Source organism: Bacteroides gallinaceum (genome assembly GCF_030373775.1).
GTDB lineage: Bacteria > Bacteroidota > Bacteroidia > Bacteroidales > Bacteroidaceae > Phocaeicola > Phocaeicola excrementipullorum.
In genome coordinates, this window is sequence record NZ_JAUDEN010000010.1 from 43,087 (window position 1) to 60,547 (window position 17,461).

The following is a 17,461-nucleotide window of genomic DNA, read 5'->3' on the forward strand; positions in this document are numbered from 1 at the left end:
CTTTTGTTGTTAGCATATGTTGGTTAATATCCGGAATTTTGTTGCAGACCGCCATTGGCTTGTATATCTGACACCGGGATAGGATATAAGTTATAGCGTTCATTGGTTGAGGAGCCGTTTTCTGCTCCGTTTTTCCATTCCCACAGATAACTGTTGCCTGTGAAAAGCCCGAAGCGGATAAGGTCTGTACGGCGTTGTCCTTCCCAGTACATTTCCCGGCAGCGCTCATTCAGAATGTTTCCGAACTGTACTGTCGGACCTTCGTAACCTACTTGTGCATTTGCGGTTAGCCAGCTTGCCGTGATGGTGTAGTTGCCTTGTCCCTGGTAAGCGCGGGCACGCAGCTGGTTCACGTAGTTTACAGCCGTTTCAAGGTTCTGGCCGGTGCGTGCGGCAGCTTCGGCATACATCAGATAGACGTCGCCCAAGCGGAGCAGAGGGAAGTCTGTGCTGACGAAGGCAACCGTAGAAGCAACGCTTGCATCGTACAGCGGCTGGCCGTTGTGGTCAAGGTTTGTCCATTTGTACACCCACCATCCATTGGTGTGGAACGTTCCCGTAACGGTGCTTCCTATGCGTATGGAAAGTTCTTCGTCATCGTAGTTGCTGTCCCGGAAGATTCCCCGTTTGTCCAGAATTTCGCTGGCTTTCGGATTGTTGTTGTCCGTATATTCGAAGGTGCGTATCAAATCACTTGTTCCGCGGTATCCGGCCCAACCTTCACGCGTTCCCCAGTTATTGAGGCAGAACTGGAATTTGGTATCTCCGGCAACCTCTTCAACTGCAGCGCTGACAGTGTTCGGGCGTGAAGCCGAAACCAGGTTCGCATAAGTTTGTGTGGCATCGCCGTCGAGCATGATGGGGAAGATGATTTCTTGTGTTGCGTCAGGGTTTTCGCCGTTGTCTCCACAGAACAGGGCACTATATTGATCTGCCAGTCCATAGCCCAAATTGATGACTTCCTGACAAGCGTTCATGCAGTCTGCATAGCGTGCGGTTCCGGTGTAGACTTCAGCGTTCAGGTACATGCGTGCAAGCAATGCCCATGCAGATCCTTGGTCTGCGCGGCCGTAATCGTTGCCGGTAGCACGTTGAGGCAAAGCGCCGCTTTCTATGATGGCTTTCAGTTCGGTTTCGATGAAATTGAAGATTTCTGTGCGTCCGATCTGAGACGGAGTGATTGAATAATTGTTCTCCGTTATATAAGGCGGATTGCCAAATGTGTCCATCAGCGTGTAGTAGGCTAAGGCACGGCAGAAACGTGCCTGAGCACGCAGACTTTCCTGGTTGATTTCTTCCGGTGCGTTGGGCAGGTTTTTCAGGAAGTCGTTTGCCAATGCTACGATGTACATGCACCGCTGGTATACGGCTTCGATCGGTTCGATTTCGGCTGTACCCCAGTTCATGTAGTTCAGGTTGGGCACCCAGGCATCATTGTTTGCGTTCTTCAGTTCGTCAGTCGGATGTGTCTGAAGGATGAACCATGAGCGCAACAAGGTAGTGTTACCTGCATCGCCCAAACTGATGTCGCTCGTTCCGGCTCCGTCTTGTCCTGACATTGCCCAGATTGCATACACCTTGGCCAACGCATTTTCATAATCTTCTGCATCCTGATAGGCACGGTCTGCCGTGTTGATTGTCGGGTCAAGAGGGACGACATCAAGATCGTTTACACAGCTTGTAAAGCTTAATGCCAAAATGGCTGTATATAATAATTTCTTTGTTTTCATAAGTTGTTTCCTTTCTGTTAGAAGTTAAGGGTCAGTCCTAATGTAAAGGTACGGGGACGCGGCCATGATGAACCGTCGATGGCACTGCATTCCGGGTCGAGTCCGCTATACTTGGTGATAGTAAATACATTTTGTACAGAAGCACTGATGCGTCCGGACAGTTTCGCTGGAGTGAAGTTGTTGAATGAATATCCCAGCGTGATGTTGTCCATCTTCAGGTAGGAAGCGTTTTCCAGGAAATAGTCCGAACGTTTCTGCTCATTGCTGGAGATGGCTGTCCACCCGGTTTTAAGACAGTCTGCATACAAGTTCGACAAGAATCCCTGGTCGCTGTAGTTCATCAGTGTCGCGTTGTCGGCAAAGGTTCCGTTGTATACATAATTGCCCAAGCTTGCACGGAGGTTGAATCCCAGGTCCCAGTTCTTGTAAATGAACTGAGAGCTAAGTCCCATATAGACTTTTGCTACAGGACTCTTGTCGCTGATGTAACGGTCGTCTTCCGTGATGCTTCCGTCGTTGTTGCGGTCTACCAGAGCGTTCTGTATAGGATTGCCGTTCTGGTCATATACCTGCTGGTAAACGTAGAAGGCGTTAGGAATATAGCCTACCTGATTGCGTTGTCTGTCACCTACAGCCATGCCATAATCAGGATTTGGAGTAGCTGTCAGCTGTGTTATCTTGCTGTCATTCCACGTAATGTTATAGTTCAGTTCCCAAGAGAAGTCTTTGGTTTGAATAGCCATGGCATTAACGTTGAATTCCACACCTTTGTTTTCCATTGAACCGACGTTGGCTGTCAGCTCGGTATTGAAATTGGTTCCGGCGGCAGAGGCAACGGTGTTCAGCAAATCTTTGGTGTCCTTTTTGTAGAACTCGATGCTACCGTTGATGCGATTGTTCAAGAATCCGTAGTCAATGGCCACGTTGTAAGTGGTAGTCGTTTCCCATTTCAGATTAGGATTGTAGCCGTCGGGCTTCATCAGCTGGTGGCCGAAGTAAGTAGAGTGAGGATCTGTATTGGTCGTATACGTTCCCAGATAACCGTAGTAAGAGCTGATTTCCTGCTGTCCTGTTTTACCGTAGCCCAGACGGAGCTTCAAGTTTGAAAGCCAGTTATGGGTTTTTTCCATGAACGGTTCGTTGATGATGCTCCACGCAACGGCAGCAGACGGGAAGATACCCCAGCGGTTGTCTTCGCTGAAACGTGAGGAACCGTCACGGCGTACGGTTGCTGTCAGCAGATAGCGGTCCATCAGGTTGTAGTTCAAACGCGCGAAGAATGAAATCAGATAATATTCGTAAGGTTTCCGATAGTCGGTGGTTGAATAGTAGCGCTGTTCTTCTTCGTTATATTCATATCCGCTTACGGCAGTATCCCGTTCAGGCATGACATTTGAGCGGTTCGTGTTCAGATCGGCAAAATAGAAATGCTGGTAAGAGTAGCCGGCCGTTACGTCTACATGGCTCTTGATAGCATCAATCTGCTTTTGATAGTTCAGATAAAAATCCAGAAGCTGGTTGCGGCGCAAGTTGTGCCATGTTGCACCGCCGCCGTAATTGGGGAAGTTGGTGTTGGTGGATGTGCGGTATGAATTAGGAACGTCATAATTGTCGCCGTCTGTCATTGCCACGTCATAGCCCAGATTCAAGTTGACGCGCAGGTCCTCCAGACCATGAATCTTATAGTCCAGCTGGATGTTTCCAAGGCTGCGTTTTGTTGTTCCTGCATTGTTAACGTCGTATAATAAAGAGAGCGGGTTGTGTCCGGCCAGCGTTGTACCTGTCCACTGCCACCAGCCGTTATATGAGCCGTCTGTGCTGTTTACCGGCTTGGTAGGGTCGAAATAAGCTGCTCCGCCCACAGCACCCGAGTCGGCGAAGGTGTTGTTGTTTATAGTTCCCTTTACGTTGATGTCAACGCTCAGATGTTCATCAAAGAATTTCGGACTCAAGCTGATGGAGCCGGTGTAACGTTCGTAGTCTGAGGTTTTCAGCGTACCACGTTCTTTGTTGTATCCGAAAGAAACGCGGAAAGGAAGGAATCCTGCTTTTCCCGACACGCTGATGTTCTGGTCGGTAGCTAAACCGTTCTGAAATATTTCGTCCTGCCAGTCGGTAGCTTGGTCAGGATATTGATTCAGCAAGTTATATACTGATGATTCGGTTCCCCAGAAGTTGGTCATTACTTCACGGTATGTGGCGGCATTCATCGTGTTCATTCTGTTATAGGGATTACGCAAGGTGTAAGTGCTTGAGTAAGTCACTTTCAGCTTGTCTTGCGTGCCTTTTTTGGTTGTAATGATGATGACGCCGTTGGATGCGCGCGAACCGTAGATAGCTGTGGCGGAGGCATCTTTTAACACGGTGAAGGTTTCAATGTCATTCGGGTTGATGGTACCTAATGCCGAAGGAGTTCCTGGGGCTGCATCATTGGCTACGGGAATACCATCGATTACAATCAGCGGGTCGTTGCTGGCATTCAGTGAAGAGCCTTGGCGGATACGGATGGTAGAACCGCCGCCCGGCTGGCCGTCTGGTTGTGAAATGGAGAGGCCCGGTACTTTTCCCATAAGCAATTCCTGAGGAGAAGTAACCGCACCGCGGTTCATTTCTTCTGCTTTGATGGCCACGACGGAACCGCTCAGGTCACTCTTTTTAACAGAACCGTAACCGATAACCACTACGTCATCCAGCAGCTGGCTGTCATCTTGCAGAACCACGCTCATATTGGCAGCAGCAGGAAGTTCCTGTGTCTTGTAGCCGATGAACGAGATTACAATGATGTCGCCTTTCTTTGCTTTGAGAGAGAAGTTTCCGTCGAAGTCGGTGATTGTGCCGTTGGTAGTGCCTTTTATCACTACGCTGGCTCCGATGACGGTTTCGCCAAGATTGTCTTTCACATTACCGTTTACGGTAATCTCTTGTGCAAAAGCCTGCACTGTCAGCAGCATTCCTGCAAGCCATAGCAGGAAGAATCTGCCTGATTGTTTGATTGCTTTTGTTTTCATGTTATTAAATTAAGTTAGAGTTAATGTTTTATACCTCCTGAAGAGAAAAAATGTTCAGCCTATTGAAAATTTTCGTGCTGCCGGTGAAAAAGGATTCTACTTCCAGCCAGAAGCGATGCATCCGCCTTCTGACCGGAAGTAATGGCATTTCCTGAGAATCAATCTTTACCCTAAATCAGTAATTGTATCTGTTTTTATTTGATTTCTTTGATAGAGATGGCATATCCGCCTCCAACCGCAGCTTTCAGTGTCAGCTTGGTCTTGCTGGTCACTTTCTTCTTTGTGATGGTGTAGGCTTGGGGATTTTTGTCCCAGCTTGCATCTTTTGCATCAGCATAGATGGTTGCTTCATATTTCTTGTCCGGATCAAGGAAGTCGAAGGACAGTTTGGACGTATGTCCGTTATAGCCTGCTGAGCATCCAACGAACCAGTCGCCTGAATTTTTCGCGTGCCGTGCGATGGTGATGTATTCACCCGGTTCAGCTTCCAGGTATTTCGTTTCCTGCCAGTCAACGGCCACATCCTTGATGAACTGGAAGGCATCCATGAAGCGTTCGTAATTCTCCGGAATATCGGCTGCCATCTGTAACGGACTGTACATTGTCACGTACAGTGCAAGCTGGCGTGCCAGTGTGGAGCGTACGCGTGAATGGTTGGTCGGATTCATTTTGCTGCAGTCTGTTTCGAAAATTCCCGGTGTATAGTCCAGGGCCTCCGATCAGCCGGGTGAACGGAAGGATGGTGGTATGGTTCACATTGTTTCCTCCGAACGACTCGTATTCAGTTCCCCTTGCCGATTCATTGCCGATGAGGTTGGGATACGTGCGGCATAGTCCGGTAGGACGTACAGCTTCGTGTGCATTTACCATAATCTTGTAGTCGGCTGCCTTCTTTACGGCATACATGTAATGGTTTACCATCCATTGTCCGTAGTGGTGTTCTCCTCGCGGGATGATGTCGCCCACATAGCCGCTCTTTACAGAGCTGTATCCATTGTCTGCCATAAACTGATATGCTTTGTCCATGTGGCGTTCGTAATTGCGTACGGAAGAAGAAGTTTCATGGTGCATCATCATCTCGATGCCCTTGCCTGCCGCATAGCGGTGGATTTCTTGTACGTCAAAGTCAGGGTAAGGTGTTACGAAGTCGAACACATAATCTTTGCTCTTTCCGAACCAGTCTTCCCAGCCTTGGTTCCATCCTTCAACCAGCACGGCATCAAATCCATGTTTGGCGGCAAAATCGATGTAGCGTTTTACGTTAGCCGTGTTGGCCGAATGCTTTCCGTTCGGCTTGGCCTGCGAATAGTCGGTCTGCCCCAGTTTCACGCTGTATACGTCATCCGTATAGGCCCACGAACCTTTTCCGGTGATCATGTCCCACCATATGCCTACATACTTTACCGGATGAATCCACGATGTGTCTTCTATTTTGCACGGCTCGTTCAAGTTCAGTGTGATGCGTGAAGCCAAAATGTCGCGTGCGTCGTCGCTGACGATTATTGTGCGCCACGGTGAGTTGCATGGTGTCTGCATATATCCTTTGTCGCCTTTTGCGTCAGGAGTAAGCCATGATTCGAAGATCATGTTCTTGTCATCCAGGTTGAGGCTCATGCAAGCGTAGTCAACCAATGCGGCTTCGTGCAGGTTTATATAAAGTCCGTCGTCTGTCTTCATCATTAAGGCCGTCTGCACGCCGGTCGGAGAGAAAACGTATTGAGAAGAATTTTCAGTGACGGCTGTTTTCATTTTTCCTCTGATTTCAGACAGGCGGGAAGTGGTGTAATCGTATTCCTGAGTGTCATAGTCGCCCGGAATCCAGAAAGCAGTATGGTCGCCGGCCATGGCAAACTGCGAGTGTTCTTCCTTGATGACGAAATAGTTCAGATTTTTCTGCTGCGGAAATTCATAGCGGAAGCCTAAGCCGTCGTTGAACAGGCGGAAGCGGATGATTATGTAGCGGTCGTTTTCCGGCTGGTCCAGTGTAACTTCCAGTTCGTTGTAATGGTTGCGTATAACACTTTCTTCTCCCCATACCGGACGCCACGTTTCATCAGTGCTGGAAATGCGGGTATTCCGAATTTTGAATCCGTTCATCAGATTGGCCTTTTTGTCAAGCTGATCCTTGTCTTTTCTTTCTGTCCACTCAAAGTCGGTTTTTTTGTTCGCGTCTTCCTTTTTCAGCTCCAGTCCGAGAGTGCTTGGCTTGATAACCGTTTTATCTTTAAAAGTAAGGTCGTAAGTCGGGCATCCCTTTTCGTTAAGACTGAAGTTCATGACCAGGCTTCCGTCGGGTGATGTCAGTTTTTGCGCGTTTGCAAAGAAGATGTATCCGCAGAGCGCAACAAAAGTAAAAGTTCTTTTAAGGTTCATAGTTCTTTCTGGTATTAGCGTAAAAAACAATTTCTGAAAGCAAAATTATATCTTACATAAGACATCTGTCGGAATAATGATGAAAATATAAATGAGATTAAATGATATATTATTGTTAATCAGTGTTTTAATGCTTTGCTGACAGGCTGTAAATATAAATGATTTATAACTTTATACCCCGGGAAATAGGGGTATTTTTATTGTGCCATGAACAAGTAATGAAAAAAGTTTTCTATCTTTAGAGCCGGAATTCAGTTCTTTTATGCGATGCCGGTCTGTTCGTCCTGAAAATGTCAGCATTGTTTTCAGCGACCGTTTCCGCACCGCATGACAGAAGAGTGTGATAGATACCTTAAAATCCTTGATTATTCGATGAAACGGGTGAATGTATTAATTTTATTATTGCTTTTGTGCGGCGGAATTTCCAGAATGCAGGCCGATGCGCCAACGCATGGAGCATTGAACAGACTTGATGAGGTAATGGCGGGGAAGACCTTCTGTCAGGAACGAAGAGAGGATTCTATCCGTGTGCTGAAATTGCGTCTGACGCGTGCCGAAGATGACATGGAACGTTATGGACTGTGCAATTCTCTTTTTGAGATCTATCTGCATTACCAGGCAGACTCTGCCCTTCAATACATACAGAAGAAACTCAGCTTTATAAAGCCTGCCGACCATCCCTCGCTGAAAAATGAGATTCTGGTGAACCGTGCGGAAGTGATGGGAGTGATGGGTATGTACATCGAAGCCTTGGAAGCTTTGCAGCGGGTGGATTCCAGAACCTTTGATGCCAGACAGCTGATTTACTTTTACAGCACATACCGGGCTTGTTACGGATGGCTGGCAGACTATACGGTGAACTCCGACGAAAAGCAGAAATACTTTGAGCGGGCTGATATCTATCGGGATTCTGCGATTTCCGTCCTGCCCGTGAGCCCCGAACGCAGGCTGATGGAGGTTGAAGTGATGTTGAGGAAGGATGAGCCTGGAAAGGCGTTGAAAGTGCTTGACAGCCTGGAAAGCTATTGTCCGGACGATAAATACCGGGCTTATCTGTTTTTTACGGAATCGTTGGCTTGGGAGCAATTGGGCAACCGCGACAAAGTTATCGACTGCTTGGTTCGTACTGCTGCCGTTGACTTGAAGATGGGCGTGCGTGAGTATGCCGCTTTGCCTAAGCTGGCGCGGCTGATTTATGAAGCGGGCGATCTGGAGAGGGCTTATCGCTATCTGAAATGCTCGATGGAAGATGCCGTTGACTGTAATGCCCGGCTGCGTTTTATGGAAGTAACGGAGGTCTATCCGATTATAGATAAGGCATATGTGGAGAAAGAAGGGCAGGAACGGCGAATGAGCCGGATTCTGTTCTGGTGCATTACTTCGCTGGCTTGTCTTCTTGTAGTGCTGGCGGTGTATCTTTATTATGGCATGAAAAAACTGTCGACGATGAGGCGGCATCTTTCGAAAGCAAACGATGAGCTGCATGAAGTGAATGAAGAACTGGTGCAGACAGGAAAGATAAAGGAAGTGTATATTGCGCGTTATCTTGACCGGTGTGTCGAGTATCTTGACAAGATGGCTCAGTACCGCCGTTCGCTTGAAAAGCTTGCCATGGCATCCAGGCTGGAAGAACTGTTCAAGGCAATACGTTCGGAACAGTTCTTGAAAGATGAAAGGAAGCGTTTCTATAACGAATTTGACCGTTCGTTCCTTGATCTTTTCCCTGACTTTATAGAGGATTTCAACGGCCTGCTTGTTGAGGAAGGGCGCATTTATCCGAAGTCGGGCGAAATATTGAATACGGAACTTCGCATTTTCGCCCTGATTCGTCTGGGCGTGACTGATACTGCCCGGATTGCACACTTCTTGGGCTATTCGTTGGCTACTGTATACAATTATCGCAGCAAGATCCGTAACAAGGCTGCAGGCGACAAAGACCGCTTTGAGCAGGAGGTTATGAATCTGTAAGGGTTGACACTAAGATAATCAAATAAAATAAAAGACGATGAAAATTCCTGATTTAAGTTTCTGGAAGCTGTGGAACATCAGCTTCGGATTTTTCGGTGTGCAGATTGCTTACGCCTTGCAGAGTGCGAACATTAGCCGTATTTTTTCAACGTTGGGTGCAGATCCCCACAGTCTGAGTTATTTTTGGATTCTTCCGCCGCTTGCGGGCATCGTGGTTCAGCCTATTATCGGAGCATTGAGCGACCGGACGTGGTGCCGTTTCGGGCGGCGCATTCCTTATCTTTTTGTAGGGGCGCTGATAGCCGTTCTGGTGATGTGTCTGCTGCCTAATGCCGGAAGCTTCGGCATGTCGGTTTCCGCGGCCATGGTTTTCGGCCTGTTTTCTCTGATGTTTCTCGACACCTCCATCAACATTGCGATGCAGCCTTTCAAGATGATGGTTGGAGATATGGTGAACGAGAAGCAGAAAGGATTGGCCTATTCCATCCAGAGCTTTTTATGCAATGCCGGAAGTCTGGCCGGATACCTCTTCCCGTTTATCTTTGCGGCCATAGGAATCAGCAATGTAGCTCCGAAAGGCATAATTCCTGATTCGGTTATCTTTTCGTTTTATATCGGTGCCGTAATCCTTATTCTTTGCGTTATCTATACAACCGTGAAAGTAAAGGAATATCCTCCCGAACTGTATGCGGCCTATCACGGCATCAAGGAGAAGGAGAAGGCGGAAAAGACGAATGTGTTCAAACTGCTGGCCCATGCGCCCAAAGCATTCTGGACGGTAGGGCTGGTGCAGTTCTTCTGCTGGTCGGCTTTTATGTTTATGTGGACTTATACCAACGGAACGGTTGCTGCAAATGTCTTTGACACTCCGGTAGTGGAGCAGATCAAGGACGGGGTGACTCATCTGGTTCTTGACACGCAGTCGGTGCAGTATCAGACCGCAGGCGATTGGGTCGGCATCCTGTTTGCGGTGCAAGCTGTCGGTTCGGTGATTTGGGCGGCCGTGATTCCTTCCATCGCAAACAGAAAGTTTGCCTATTCGTTGAGTCTGGTGTTGGGCGGCATCGGCTTTATTTCTGTTTTCTTTATGCACAACCAGTATGCGCTGTTTTTCTCTTTTCTGCTGATAGGCTGTGCATGGGCTGCCATGTTGGCTCTGCCTTTTACCATTCTGACCAATGCGCTGACAGGAGGTCACATGGGTACCTATCTCGGATTGTTTAACGGTACTATCTGTGTGCCTCAGATTGTGGCAGCCATAGCCGGCGGCTGGGTGCTGGGCATGTTTACTGATGAAGGGGCTATTGCTCCGGAAGTGAATATGCTGGTTCTTGCCGGTGTGCTGCTGATTGTCGGAGCCTGCTGTGTCGGGATTATCCGGGAGTCGGATCATGCGGAGGCTTGAATGAGATGAAATAGATGTGGATGTGTTTCTGCTTTTGCCTGTGCGCTTGTTCAGGCAAAAGCAGACATCAAGCTACACCGCACCTGTTGTCGGGCAGTATGGCTTTCCTGTGAAAGTGGAGTGGCATGTGGATGACCGTACGCTGGATGGAATGCCGGCCGACACGTTAAAAACCGATCTTGTATTTTCAAACATGTCTTCAGGGAGTAATGTTCCGTATCGGTTGTATTATTTGAAGCATAAAAGAATGCCCCAAAAGCCTGTTCTGTGGATGGCTTTTGGGGCATCGTTCTTTATCCTCGGTGGCTTTCAAGAATCATTTCCTTGATTTCTTCATTGAAGAGCTTCTGTTCCATCAGGTCTTCCAGCGTGATGTGCATCCGCCACCTCCAGTAATGATGCGGGTTTGCCGGAACATTGATGCGTTCTGCCTGGACATCCGGATTCCGCAGTTCCTCGCTGATGCTTGTCCAGTCTTGCCAGGTGAGAATGCACAGCATGGAAGGACTGTACAGGTGTTCATACACAATGTCCTTGCATAGCCAGCCCGGAGCATGTTCCGGAACTTCTCCCCAGCGGCGCATTTCGTGGTGATAGAAACGTTCTGTCACTTCAGGCGATTCTTCCCACCATCCTCTCAACGTCGACATGTCGTGCGTGCCTATGGTGCATACGGAGCAGTACGGATATTCATACACATGTCCGAATTCGTGCTGCGGATTCTTGGGCATCCGCTGAATCTCCAGTGAGAGAATCTGAAGCTGTTTCATGACCCATGGCACACAGTCGGGCACCATTCCCAGGTCTTCTCCGCAGGTCAGCATCGGCGTCGATTGGGTGAGGATCGGGAGTTTCTTCATCGCTTCATTATACCAGAATTCATTGTGGCGCTGGTAGAAGTAGTGATTATACAAATGGTTGAATGCGTCTTGCGCCTGTCCGTCCAGTTGCCTGTAGACAAAATCATTCTGTACGGCTATTCTGGGGTGATACATCTCTGCATTTTTCCGGTCGGGCACGAACAGCACATCACTGATAAGCGAATAGAGCTTTTCTTTGAGCGCGATGCTTTCCTCATCGGTTTTGTCCTTGAAGTAGGCCTCCACTTTCCGTTGTGTGTCGAACTTCGGGCGCATGGTGTAGATGTCATGATGAAGATGCTGTACGAATGTATTGCGCACCATGTCGCTCTGTTCGCCGAACACCGTGTTCAGTATGTAGTCATTGATGAAAGGTTTCGTCATGAATTCCTTGTCAAAATTCAGTCCGAAACTTCTTATTTCGTCCGCACTCATGGGAAGGGCAGGCGAGAACTGTCCCAGGAGTCCATGCACCGAGTGGACAGGTATTTCCCAGATACGGAAGAAGCCGAGGATATGGTCGATGCGGTAAGCGGTGAAATATTCCGCCATTTTAGAGAAGCGTTTTCTCCACCACAGATAGTTGTCTTTTTCCATGTCGTCCCAGTTGTAAGTGGGGAAGCCCCAGTTCTGTCCGTTTACGGAGAAAGCGTCAGGCGGTGCTCCGGCCTGTCCGTTCATGTTGAAATAGTGCGGCTCCGTCCATGCTTCTACGCTTGTGCGGCTTATGCCGATGGGAATGTCCCCCTTCAGAATGACTCCGTTCTTCCGGGCGTGTACGGCGGCAGCCAGCAGTTGCCTGTGAAGCTGGTACTGGATGTAATAATGGAACGCTATTTGCGTATAGGCTTCGCTTTCGGGGGCGCACAGTCTGGCGATATCCTCCTTGCTGTAAGAAGCGTGTTCCGGCCACTCTGTAAAATCTGCCGTCCCGAATGTATCTCTCAAATAACAGAAAGCGGCATAGGGCATCAGCCATTCTTCATTTTGCTTGAAGAACTCCTTGAAATCTGCGGAGGCCAATACTTTGTCTTTTTCCTGCCCGTACACAATGCTCAGGTATTCGCGCTTCAGTTTGTTTACGGCCTCGTAGTCTACCTGCGGAAGGGCGTTCAGCAGCTTGCGCTCTTTTTCCATCCGTTCGGCCGTTTCGGGGTCTTCAATCGGGATGAGCTGGCGCAGGTCGGTATACATCGGGTGGAAAGCATAGATGGAAATGCTTTTGTACGGATAGGAGTCGAGCCATGTTCCGGTCATCGTCGTGTCATTGATAGGCAGAATCTGCACGGCTTTCTGTCCTGTACTTTCCGCCCATGTAATCAGGGTCTTGAGGTCGCCGAAATCTCCCACGCCGAAGCTTCCTTCCGAGCGGAGGGAGAAAACCGGGATGGCACATCCTGCGATGCGTGGAGCCGGCAGAGCGAAAAAGACTTCTGCTTCGGGCACGATATAGGTTTCGCCCCGTTGCAGAGGGCGGGTGTGGAATATCCGGTTGGGGCGTGCCTCCCATTCAACCACTGCACCTGTCTTGATGCTGACAGCCACGAACTTGTATTCGAATGGTGTCTGCAAGGTTGAGGCATCGAGCGTGATCTGCCAAACGTTCGGCTGGATTTCGGTCATCCTCAGCGGACGGCAATACTCCCAGTTTCCCAGGGCGCTGCAGCTTCCGATAAGCCCGAGTGCCTGCTCTTTCGGAGTCAGTCCGGGGCAGAGCGCACGGAAGGTGATGCAGTTGCCCACCTTGTCGGGAAGCACGTTGGGGCGGCACGGGGTTGGCTGCATGCTGTTGAAAGCCGAGCTGTAGCGGAAAGCGTCGCCTGGCAGATCTCTCCAGCAGTCGTCGACTGCGTAATGAGTCTGCTGTGCGTTTCCTGAGTAAAACGAGTGGGGGATCATTCCCAGTTCTTTCCGTATGATTTTACCGTCGCGTACCACGCAGTAGCGGTAAGTGATGAGTTGTCCTTCAGTCGGATTCGTGTAATAGCATTCGCCCCGCCATTCTATTCCGTCGCGTGTAGAAAGCTCTATAATGTTGAGTCTGTCGTCGTTCAGTATAACGCTTAGACTTTCTCCCCATAGAGTCCGGTACTGGATGTGGAAAGTTAGTTTCATATTTTTCTGAGGTATTGAAGGTTTGTTTTATATGTGATTGTTCAAAAATAATGAATTTAGTTGACAATTCTTTTTTATGGGGCGTAAAATATAAAACGAAAATCTTGCAAATCCGCTTTGTGGATGCCTGTACGGCCTTTCTGCCGGAATTAAAATATAAAGGGAAAAGTGTGCGCATAAAAAAATCCGGAAGCAGGCTTCCGGATTTTTGCTCTCTTTTGCAAGATGCGAGAGGCTTTACGTGTAAGTATTAAGTGAGTATTAAAAGTCGCTTTTATGCGTCGATGTTCGCATAAGTAGCGTTCTTTTCGATAAATTCCCGGCGGGGAGCCACATCGTCACCCATCAGCATCGAGAAGATGTAGTCGGCATCAGCCGCATTTTCGATGTGCACCTGTTTCAGGATGCGTGTTTCCGGATTCATGGTCGTTTCCCACAGCTGTTCCGGATTCATTTCACCCAAACCTTTGTACCGCTGGGTGCGGATGCCTTGTTCGTTTCCTTCGCCGTATTTCTGGATGAATGCCTGGCGGGCTTCGTCCGTATAGCAGTATTCGCTGATTTTTCCCTTGGTGCATTTATACAGGGGAGGAGTTGCGATATATAGATGCCCTTCCTGGATCACTTCGGGCATATAGCGGTAGAATAGCGTCATGATCAGCGTATCGATGTGCGAGCCGTCGACATCGGCATCGGTCATGATGATCACCTTGTTGTAGCGTAATTTTTCGATATTCGCCTTCTTGCTGTCTTCTTCTCCGTCTACGCCGAAGCGGACGCCCAGCGCCTGAATGATGTTGTTCACCTCGTCGCTTTCGAATGCCTTGTGCCACATCGCTTTTTCTACGTTGAGGATTTTTCCTCTCAGCGGGAGGATGGCCTGGAACTGACGGCTGCGTCCCTGTTTTGCCGAGCCGCCTGCCGAGTCACCTTCGACAAGGAACAGTTCGCATTCTTCGGGGTTTCGGCTGGAGCAGTCGGCCAGTTTTCCCGGCAAGCCGCCTCCGCCCATCGGGCTTTTGCGCTGCACCGACTCGCGTGCCTTGCGTGCCGCGATGCGTGCCGTTGCCGCAAGAATCACCTTGTCGACAATCGTCTTGGCCTCTTTCGGATGCTCCTCCAGGTAGTTTGTCAGCGCTTCGCCTACCGCCTGGTTCACGGCTCCGCTCACCTCGTTGTTGCCGAGCTTCGTCTTGGTCTGCCCCTCGAACTGAGGTTCTGCCACCTTTACCGAGATTACGGCAATCAGCCCTTCGCGGAAGTCTTCGCCCGAAATCTCCACCTTTGCTTTTTCCAGAGCCTTGCTCTCTTCGGCATATTTCTTCAGTACGCGGGTCAGCGCCGTGCGGAAACCAGCCTCATGCGTGCCGCCTTCGATGGTGTTGATGTTGTTTACGTATGAATGGAGGTTCTCGCGGAATCCCGTATTGTACATGATGGCGCATTCGATGGGCACGCCCTGCTTTTCGGTGTTCAGGTAAATCACGTCGTCGATGAGCGGCGTATTGTTCGAGTTCAGGTAGCGCACGAACTCCTTCACTCCTTCCTCAGAGTGGAACACGTCGTGCTTGAACGAGCCGTCCTCTTCCTTCACGCGCTTGTCGGTGAGCGTGATGGTGATGCCCTTGTTCAGGTATGCCAGCTCGCGCATGCGGGCTTCGAGTATGTTGTACTTATATTCTGTGGTGGTGAAGATGCTTCCGTCCGGCCAGAAAGTCTGCCGGGTGCCCGTGATGTCGGTCGTTCCCACTTCCTTTACTGCGTAGAGCGGTTTTCCGCATTCGTATTCCTGCTGGTATATCTTTCCGTTGCGGAACACGTTTGTGGTCATGTGGGTTGAGAGCGCGTTCACGCACGACACGCCCACACCGTGCAGACCTCCCGACACCTTATAGGAGCCTTTGTCGAACTTTCCTCCGGCATGAAGCACGGTCATGACAACTTCGAGCGCCGACTTCTTTTCCTTCTGGTGGAAGTCGACAGGTATGCCTCGTCCGTTGTCCTGAACGGTGATTGAGTTGTCTTCGTTGATGGTTACTTCTATATGGGTACAATATCCGGCGAGGGCTTCGTCGATTGAGTTGTCCACCACCTCGTAAACCAGGTGGTGCAAACCTTTTTCACTGATATCTCCGATATACATTGCGGGGCGTTTCCGGACGGCTTCCAGCCCTTCCAGCACCTGGATGCTGCTGGCCGAATAATTGTTTCCTCCGCTCTTCATCTGTTCTTCACTCATTGTTAATTAGGTCTATGTTTTTAAGCGTTCAAAGTTACGAAAAATATTGGAGAAAACCGCAGGCTGAAGGTTTTAAAAAACACGAAAAGCCCTTGTGCTCTTAGCGGTTCTGCAAACGCAAAAAGGCCGGATTGATAAATCCAGCCTAGATATCTTTGTAGTAATGGTGTGTTAAGCCAGCTTGCTGATGTGCTTAGCCAATTTTGACTTCAAGTTGGCCGCCTTGTTCTTGTGGATGATGTGGCGGTTAGCCAGCTTGTCCAGGATCTTCTGTACACTCGGATACATTGCTACAGCTTCTGTCTTGTCTGTAGTGGCGCGAAGTTTTCTTACAGCATTACGCATTGTCTTGGCATAATATCTGTTGTGCAGTCTTCTCTTCTCAGCTTGTCTGATTCTTTTGATAGATGATTTGTGATTTGCCATCTCGACTAATCTTTAAATATGTTCTTGATTTTGTTTGTTTATGTAGCCCGTGGGGGAATCGAACCCCCCTTTCAAGAATGAAAATCTTGCGTCCTAACCGATAGACGAACGGGCCATCCTAGCCTTTCGGGAAGACTCCCGGAAGTAGCGAGGGTATATGCCTCTCGTTTGCGGATGCAAAGGTAGGAAGTTTTTTCTTTCCTCCAAAATATTTGAGGATTTTTTTTATCCGTTTGTATGTTGGCGGCCTATAAATCTGTGCCGTATGCCTGCCAGGCATGTTTTTTCTTGTGGGGCAGGACATTGTTTATCGGGCGATTGTTCGTATATTTGCGGGTGCGTATGGGGCGGATGAGCGGCCGCTTGCGGTGCCTTTCCGGCAGAGCCGAAGATTCCCGGCGGCATAAGTCTGCCTCTTCACTGCAGTGAGGAGAACGTATCACTGCAGTGAAGACATCGTATTGCTCCAGTGAAGAGATCGTATCACTCCAGTGAAGAGGTGTCTTTAGCGCGGAATCTTGAAAATTTCTTATAGGTAATGTTGCAGAAATTGCATGGAGTTGTGCTGTATGTGGTGAAATACAGCGACAAGTCGAACATCGCACACATATATACCGAGCAGGACGGGCAGGTTTCTTTTCTGATTCCCGCTGTCCGCCGTTCGCGCAAGTCGGCGGTCAATCCGGTTCTGTTCCGCCCGTTCTCGCTGGTGGAGATTGAAGCGGACATACGCCTCAAGTCCGGCCTGCATCCCATCCGCGAGGCAAGAATCTGGTATCCGCTCGACAGCCTGCCCTATCATCCTTATAAGATGGGCATATCCATGTTTCTTGCCGAGTTTCTGTACCGCACGTTGCAGGAAGAAGACGGCAATGCCTCTCTGTTCGCCTATCTGGTGAATTCCATTCGCTGGCTCGATGCTTGCGGCCGTGACTTTTCTAATTTCCATCTGGTCTTTCTCCTCCGCCTGACCCGCTTTCTGGGCTTTTATCCCAATCTGGACGATTATGTTTCCGGATGTTGCTTTGACTTGCTGAACGCCTGTTTTGTAGACGGGACGCCGTCGCACGGGCTTTTCCTTTCCGCTGAAGAGTCTTCCAGAATCATTAATCTGATGCGCATGAATTATGAAACGATGCGTCTGTTCGTTATGAGCCGGAATGAGCGCAACCGCTGCCTGGACGTTATCGTAGCGTATTACCGTCTTCACTTGCCTGCCTTTCCGGAACTGAAGTCGCTTTCTGTGCTGAAGGAGCTTTACGGCTGATAAAAGACAGAGGGCGCAGAATGTGATTGCTCATGCATTCTGCGCCCTCTGCGCCAGCTTTTGTCTGGAA

At 49.2% G+C, this 17,461-nt stretch carries 9 protein-coding genes, 1 tRNA gene and 1 pseudogene; 4 read left to right on the forward strand and 7 right to left on the reverse strand.

Annotated elements, in window-relative coordinates; translation table 11 throughout:
* Positions 1-23: 23 nt before the first annotated feature.
* The 3 genes and pseudogenes from QUW60_RS07110 to QUW60_RS07120 form a co-directional block, all read right to left on the reverse strand.
* Entirely contained in the window at positions 24-1,730 is a 1,707-nt protein-coding gene (locus tag QUW60_RS07110) for a RagB/SusD family nutrient uptake outer membrane protein (protein WP_289559479.1), read from the reverse strand.
* 17 nt (positions 1,731-1,747) lie between these two features.
* Positions 1,748-4,738, reverse strand: a complete 2,991-nt coding sequence (locus tag QUW60_RS07115; RefSeq protein WP_289559481.1) for a SusC/RagA family TonB-linked outer membrane protein — start codon at positions 4,736-4,738, stop codon at positions 1,748-1,750.
* Positions 4,739-4,932: 194 nt separating this feature from the next.
* A pseudogene (locus QUW60_RS07120) lies at positions 4,933-7,111 on the reverse strand (glycoside hydrolase family 97 protein).
* A 372-nt stretch (positions 7,112-7,483) separates the two neighbouring features.
* On the opposite strand from QUW60_RS07120, the gene susR reads away from it, so the two are divergent.
* From susR to QUW60_RS07135, 3 genes are read left to right on the forward strand one after another with little or no spacing between them, the layout of a single operon-like run.
* Entirely contained in the window at positions 7,484-9,079 is a 1,596-nt protein-coding gene (gene susR / locus QUW60_RS07125; RefSeq protein ID WP_434736850.1) for a SusR family glycan utilization regulator, read from the forward strand.
* A gap of 37 nt (positions 9,080-9,116) precedes the next feature.
* The gene (locus tag QUW60_RS07130; RefSeq protein ID WP_289559483.1) at positions 9,117-10,484 is read left to right on the forward strand and encodes an MFS transporter; all 1,368 of its coding nucleotides are present in this window, start codon (positions 9,117-9,119) and stop codon (positions 10,482-10,484) included.
* Between the two features lie 22 nt (positions 10,485-10,506).
* Positions 10,507-10,812, forward strand: a complete 306-nt coding sequence (locus QUW60_RS07135) for a hypothetical protein (RefSeq protein ID WP_289559485.1) — start codon at positions 10,507-10,509, stop codon at positions 10,810-10,812.
* Here QUW60_RS07135 and QUW60_RS07140 read toward each other — a convergent pair.
* The 4 genes from QUW60_RS07140 to QUW60_RS07155 all read right to left on the reverse strand — a co-directional run bounded on the left by QUW60_RS07140 (position 10,778) and on the right by QUW60_RS07155 (position 16,239).
* Positions 10,778-13,459: a 4-alpha-glucanotransferase gene (locus QUW60_RS07140; protein ID WP_289559487.1), complete on the reverse strand. Its 2,682-nt coding sequence runs from the start codon at positions 13,457-13,459 to the stop codon at positions 10,778-10,780. The two genes, QUW60_RS07135 and QUW60_RS07140, sit on opposite strands and share 35 nt — an antisense overlap.
* A 274-nt stretch (positions 13,460-13,733) precedes the next feature.
* Positions 13,734-15,698, reverse strand: a complete 1,965-nt coding sequence (gyrB, locus tag QUW60_RS07145) for a DNA topoisomerase (ATP-hydrolyzing) subunit B (RefSeq protein ID WP_258337225.1) — start codon at positions 15,696-15,698, stop codon at positions 13,734-13,736.
* A 171-nt stretch (positions 15,699-15,869) separates the two neighbouring features.
* Positions 15,870-16,124: a 30S ribosomal protein S20 gene (gene rpsT / locus QUW60_RS07150; protein WP_258337224.1), complete on the reverse strand. Its 255-nt coding sequence runs from the start codon at positions 16,122-16,124 to the stop codon at positions 15,870-15,872.
* A 43-nt stretch (positions 16,125-16,167) separates the two neighbouring features.
* Positions 16,168-16,239, reverse strand: a tRNA-Glu gene (locus QUW60_RS07155).
* 423 nt (positions 16,240-16,662) lie between these two features.
* Here QUW60_RS07155 and recO point away from each other — a divergent pair.
* On the forward strand, positions 16,663-17,391 hold the full coding sequence (gene recO, locus QUW60_RS07160) for a DNA repair protein RecO (RefSeq protein ID WP_289559490.1): 729 nt from the start codon (positions 16,663-16,665) through the stop codon (positions 17,389-17,391).
* The last annotated feature ends 70 nt before the right edge of the window (positions 17,392-17,461 follow it).

Coding starts and splice junctions, on each gene's coding strand:
- QUW60_RS07110 (WP_289559479.1), bottom strand. CDS start 1,730: ATGAAAACAAAGAAATTATTATATACAGCCATTTTGGCATTAAGCTTT.
- QUW60_RS07115 (WP_289559481.1), bottom strand. CDS start 4,738: ATGAAAACAAAAGCAATCAAACAATCAGGCAGATTCTTCCTGCTATGG.
- susR (WP_434736850.1), top strand. CDS start 7,484: ATGAAACGGGTGAATGTATTAATTTTATTATTGCTTTTGTGCGGCGGA.
- QUW60_RS07130 (WP_289559483.1), top strand. CDS start 9,117: ATGAAAATTCCTGATTTAAGTTTCTGGAAGCTGTGGAACATCAGCTTC.
- QUW60_RS07140 (WP_289559487.1), bottom strand. CDS start 13,459: ATGAAACTAACTTTCCACATCCAGTACCGGACTCTATGGGGAGAAAGT.
- gyrB (WP_258337225.1), bottom strand. CDS start 15,698: ATGAGTGAAGAACAGATGAAGAGCGGAGGAAACAATTATTCGGCCAGC.
- rpsT (WP_258337224.1), bottom strand. CDS start 16,124: ATGGCAAATCACAAATCATCTATCAAAAGAATCAGACAAGCTGAGAAG.
- recO (WP_289559490.1), top strand. CDS start 16,663: ATGTTGCAGAAATTGCATGGAGTTGTGCTGTATGTGGTGAAATACAGC.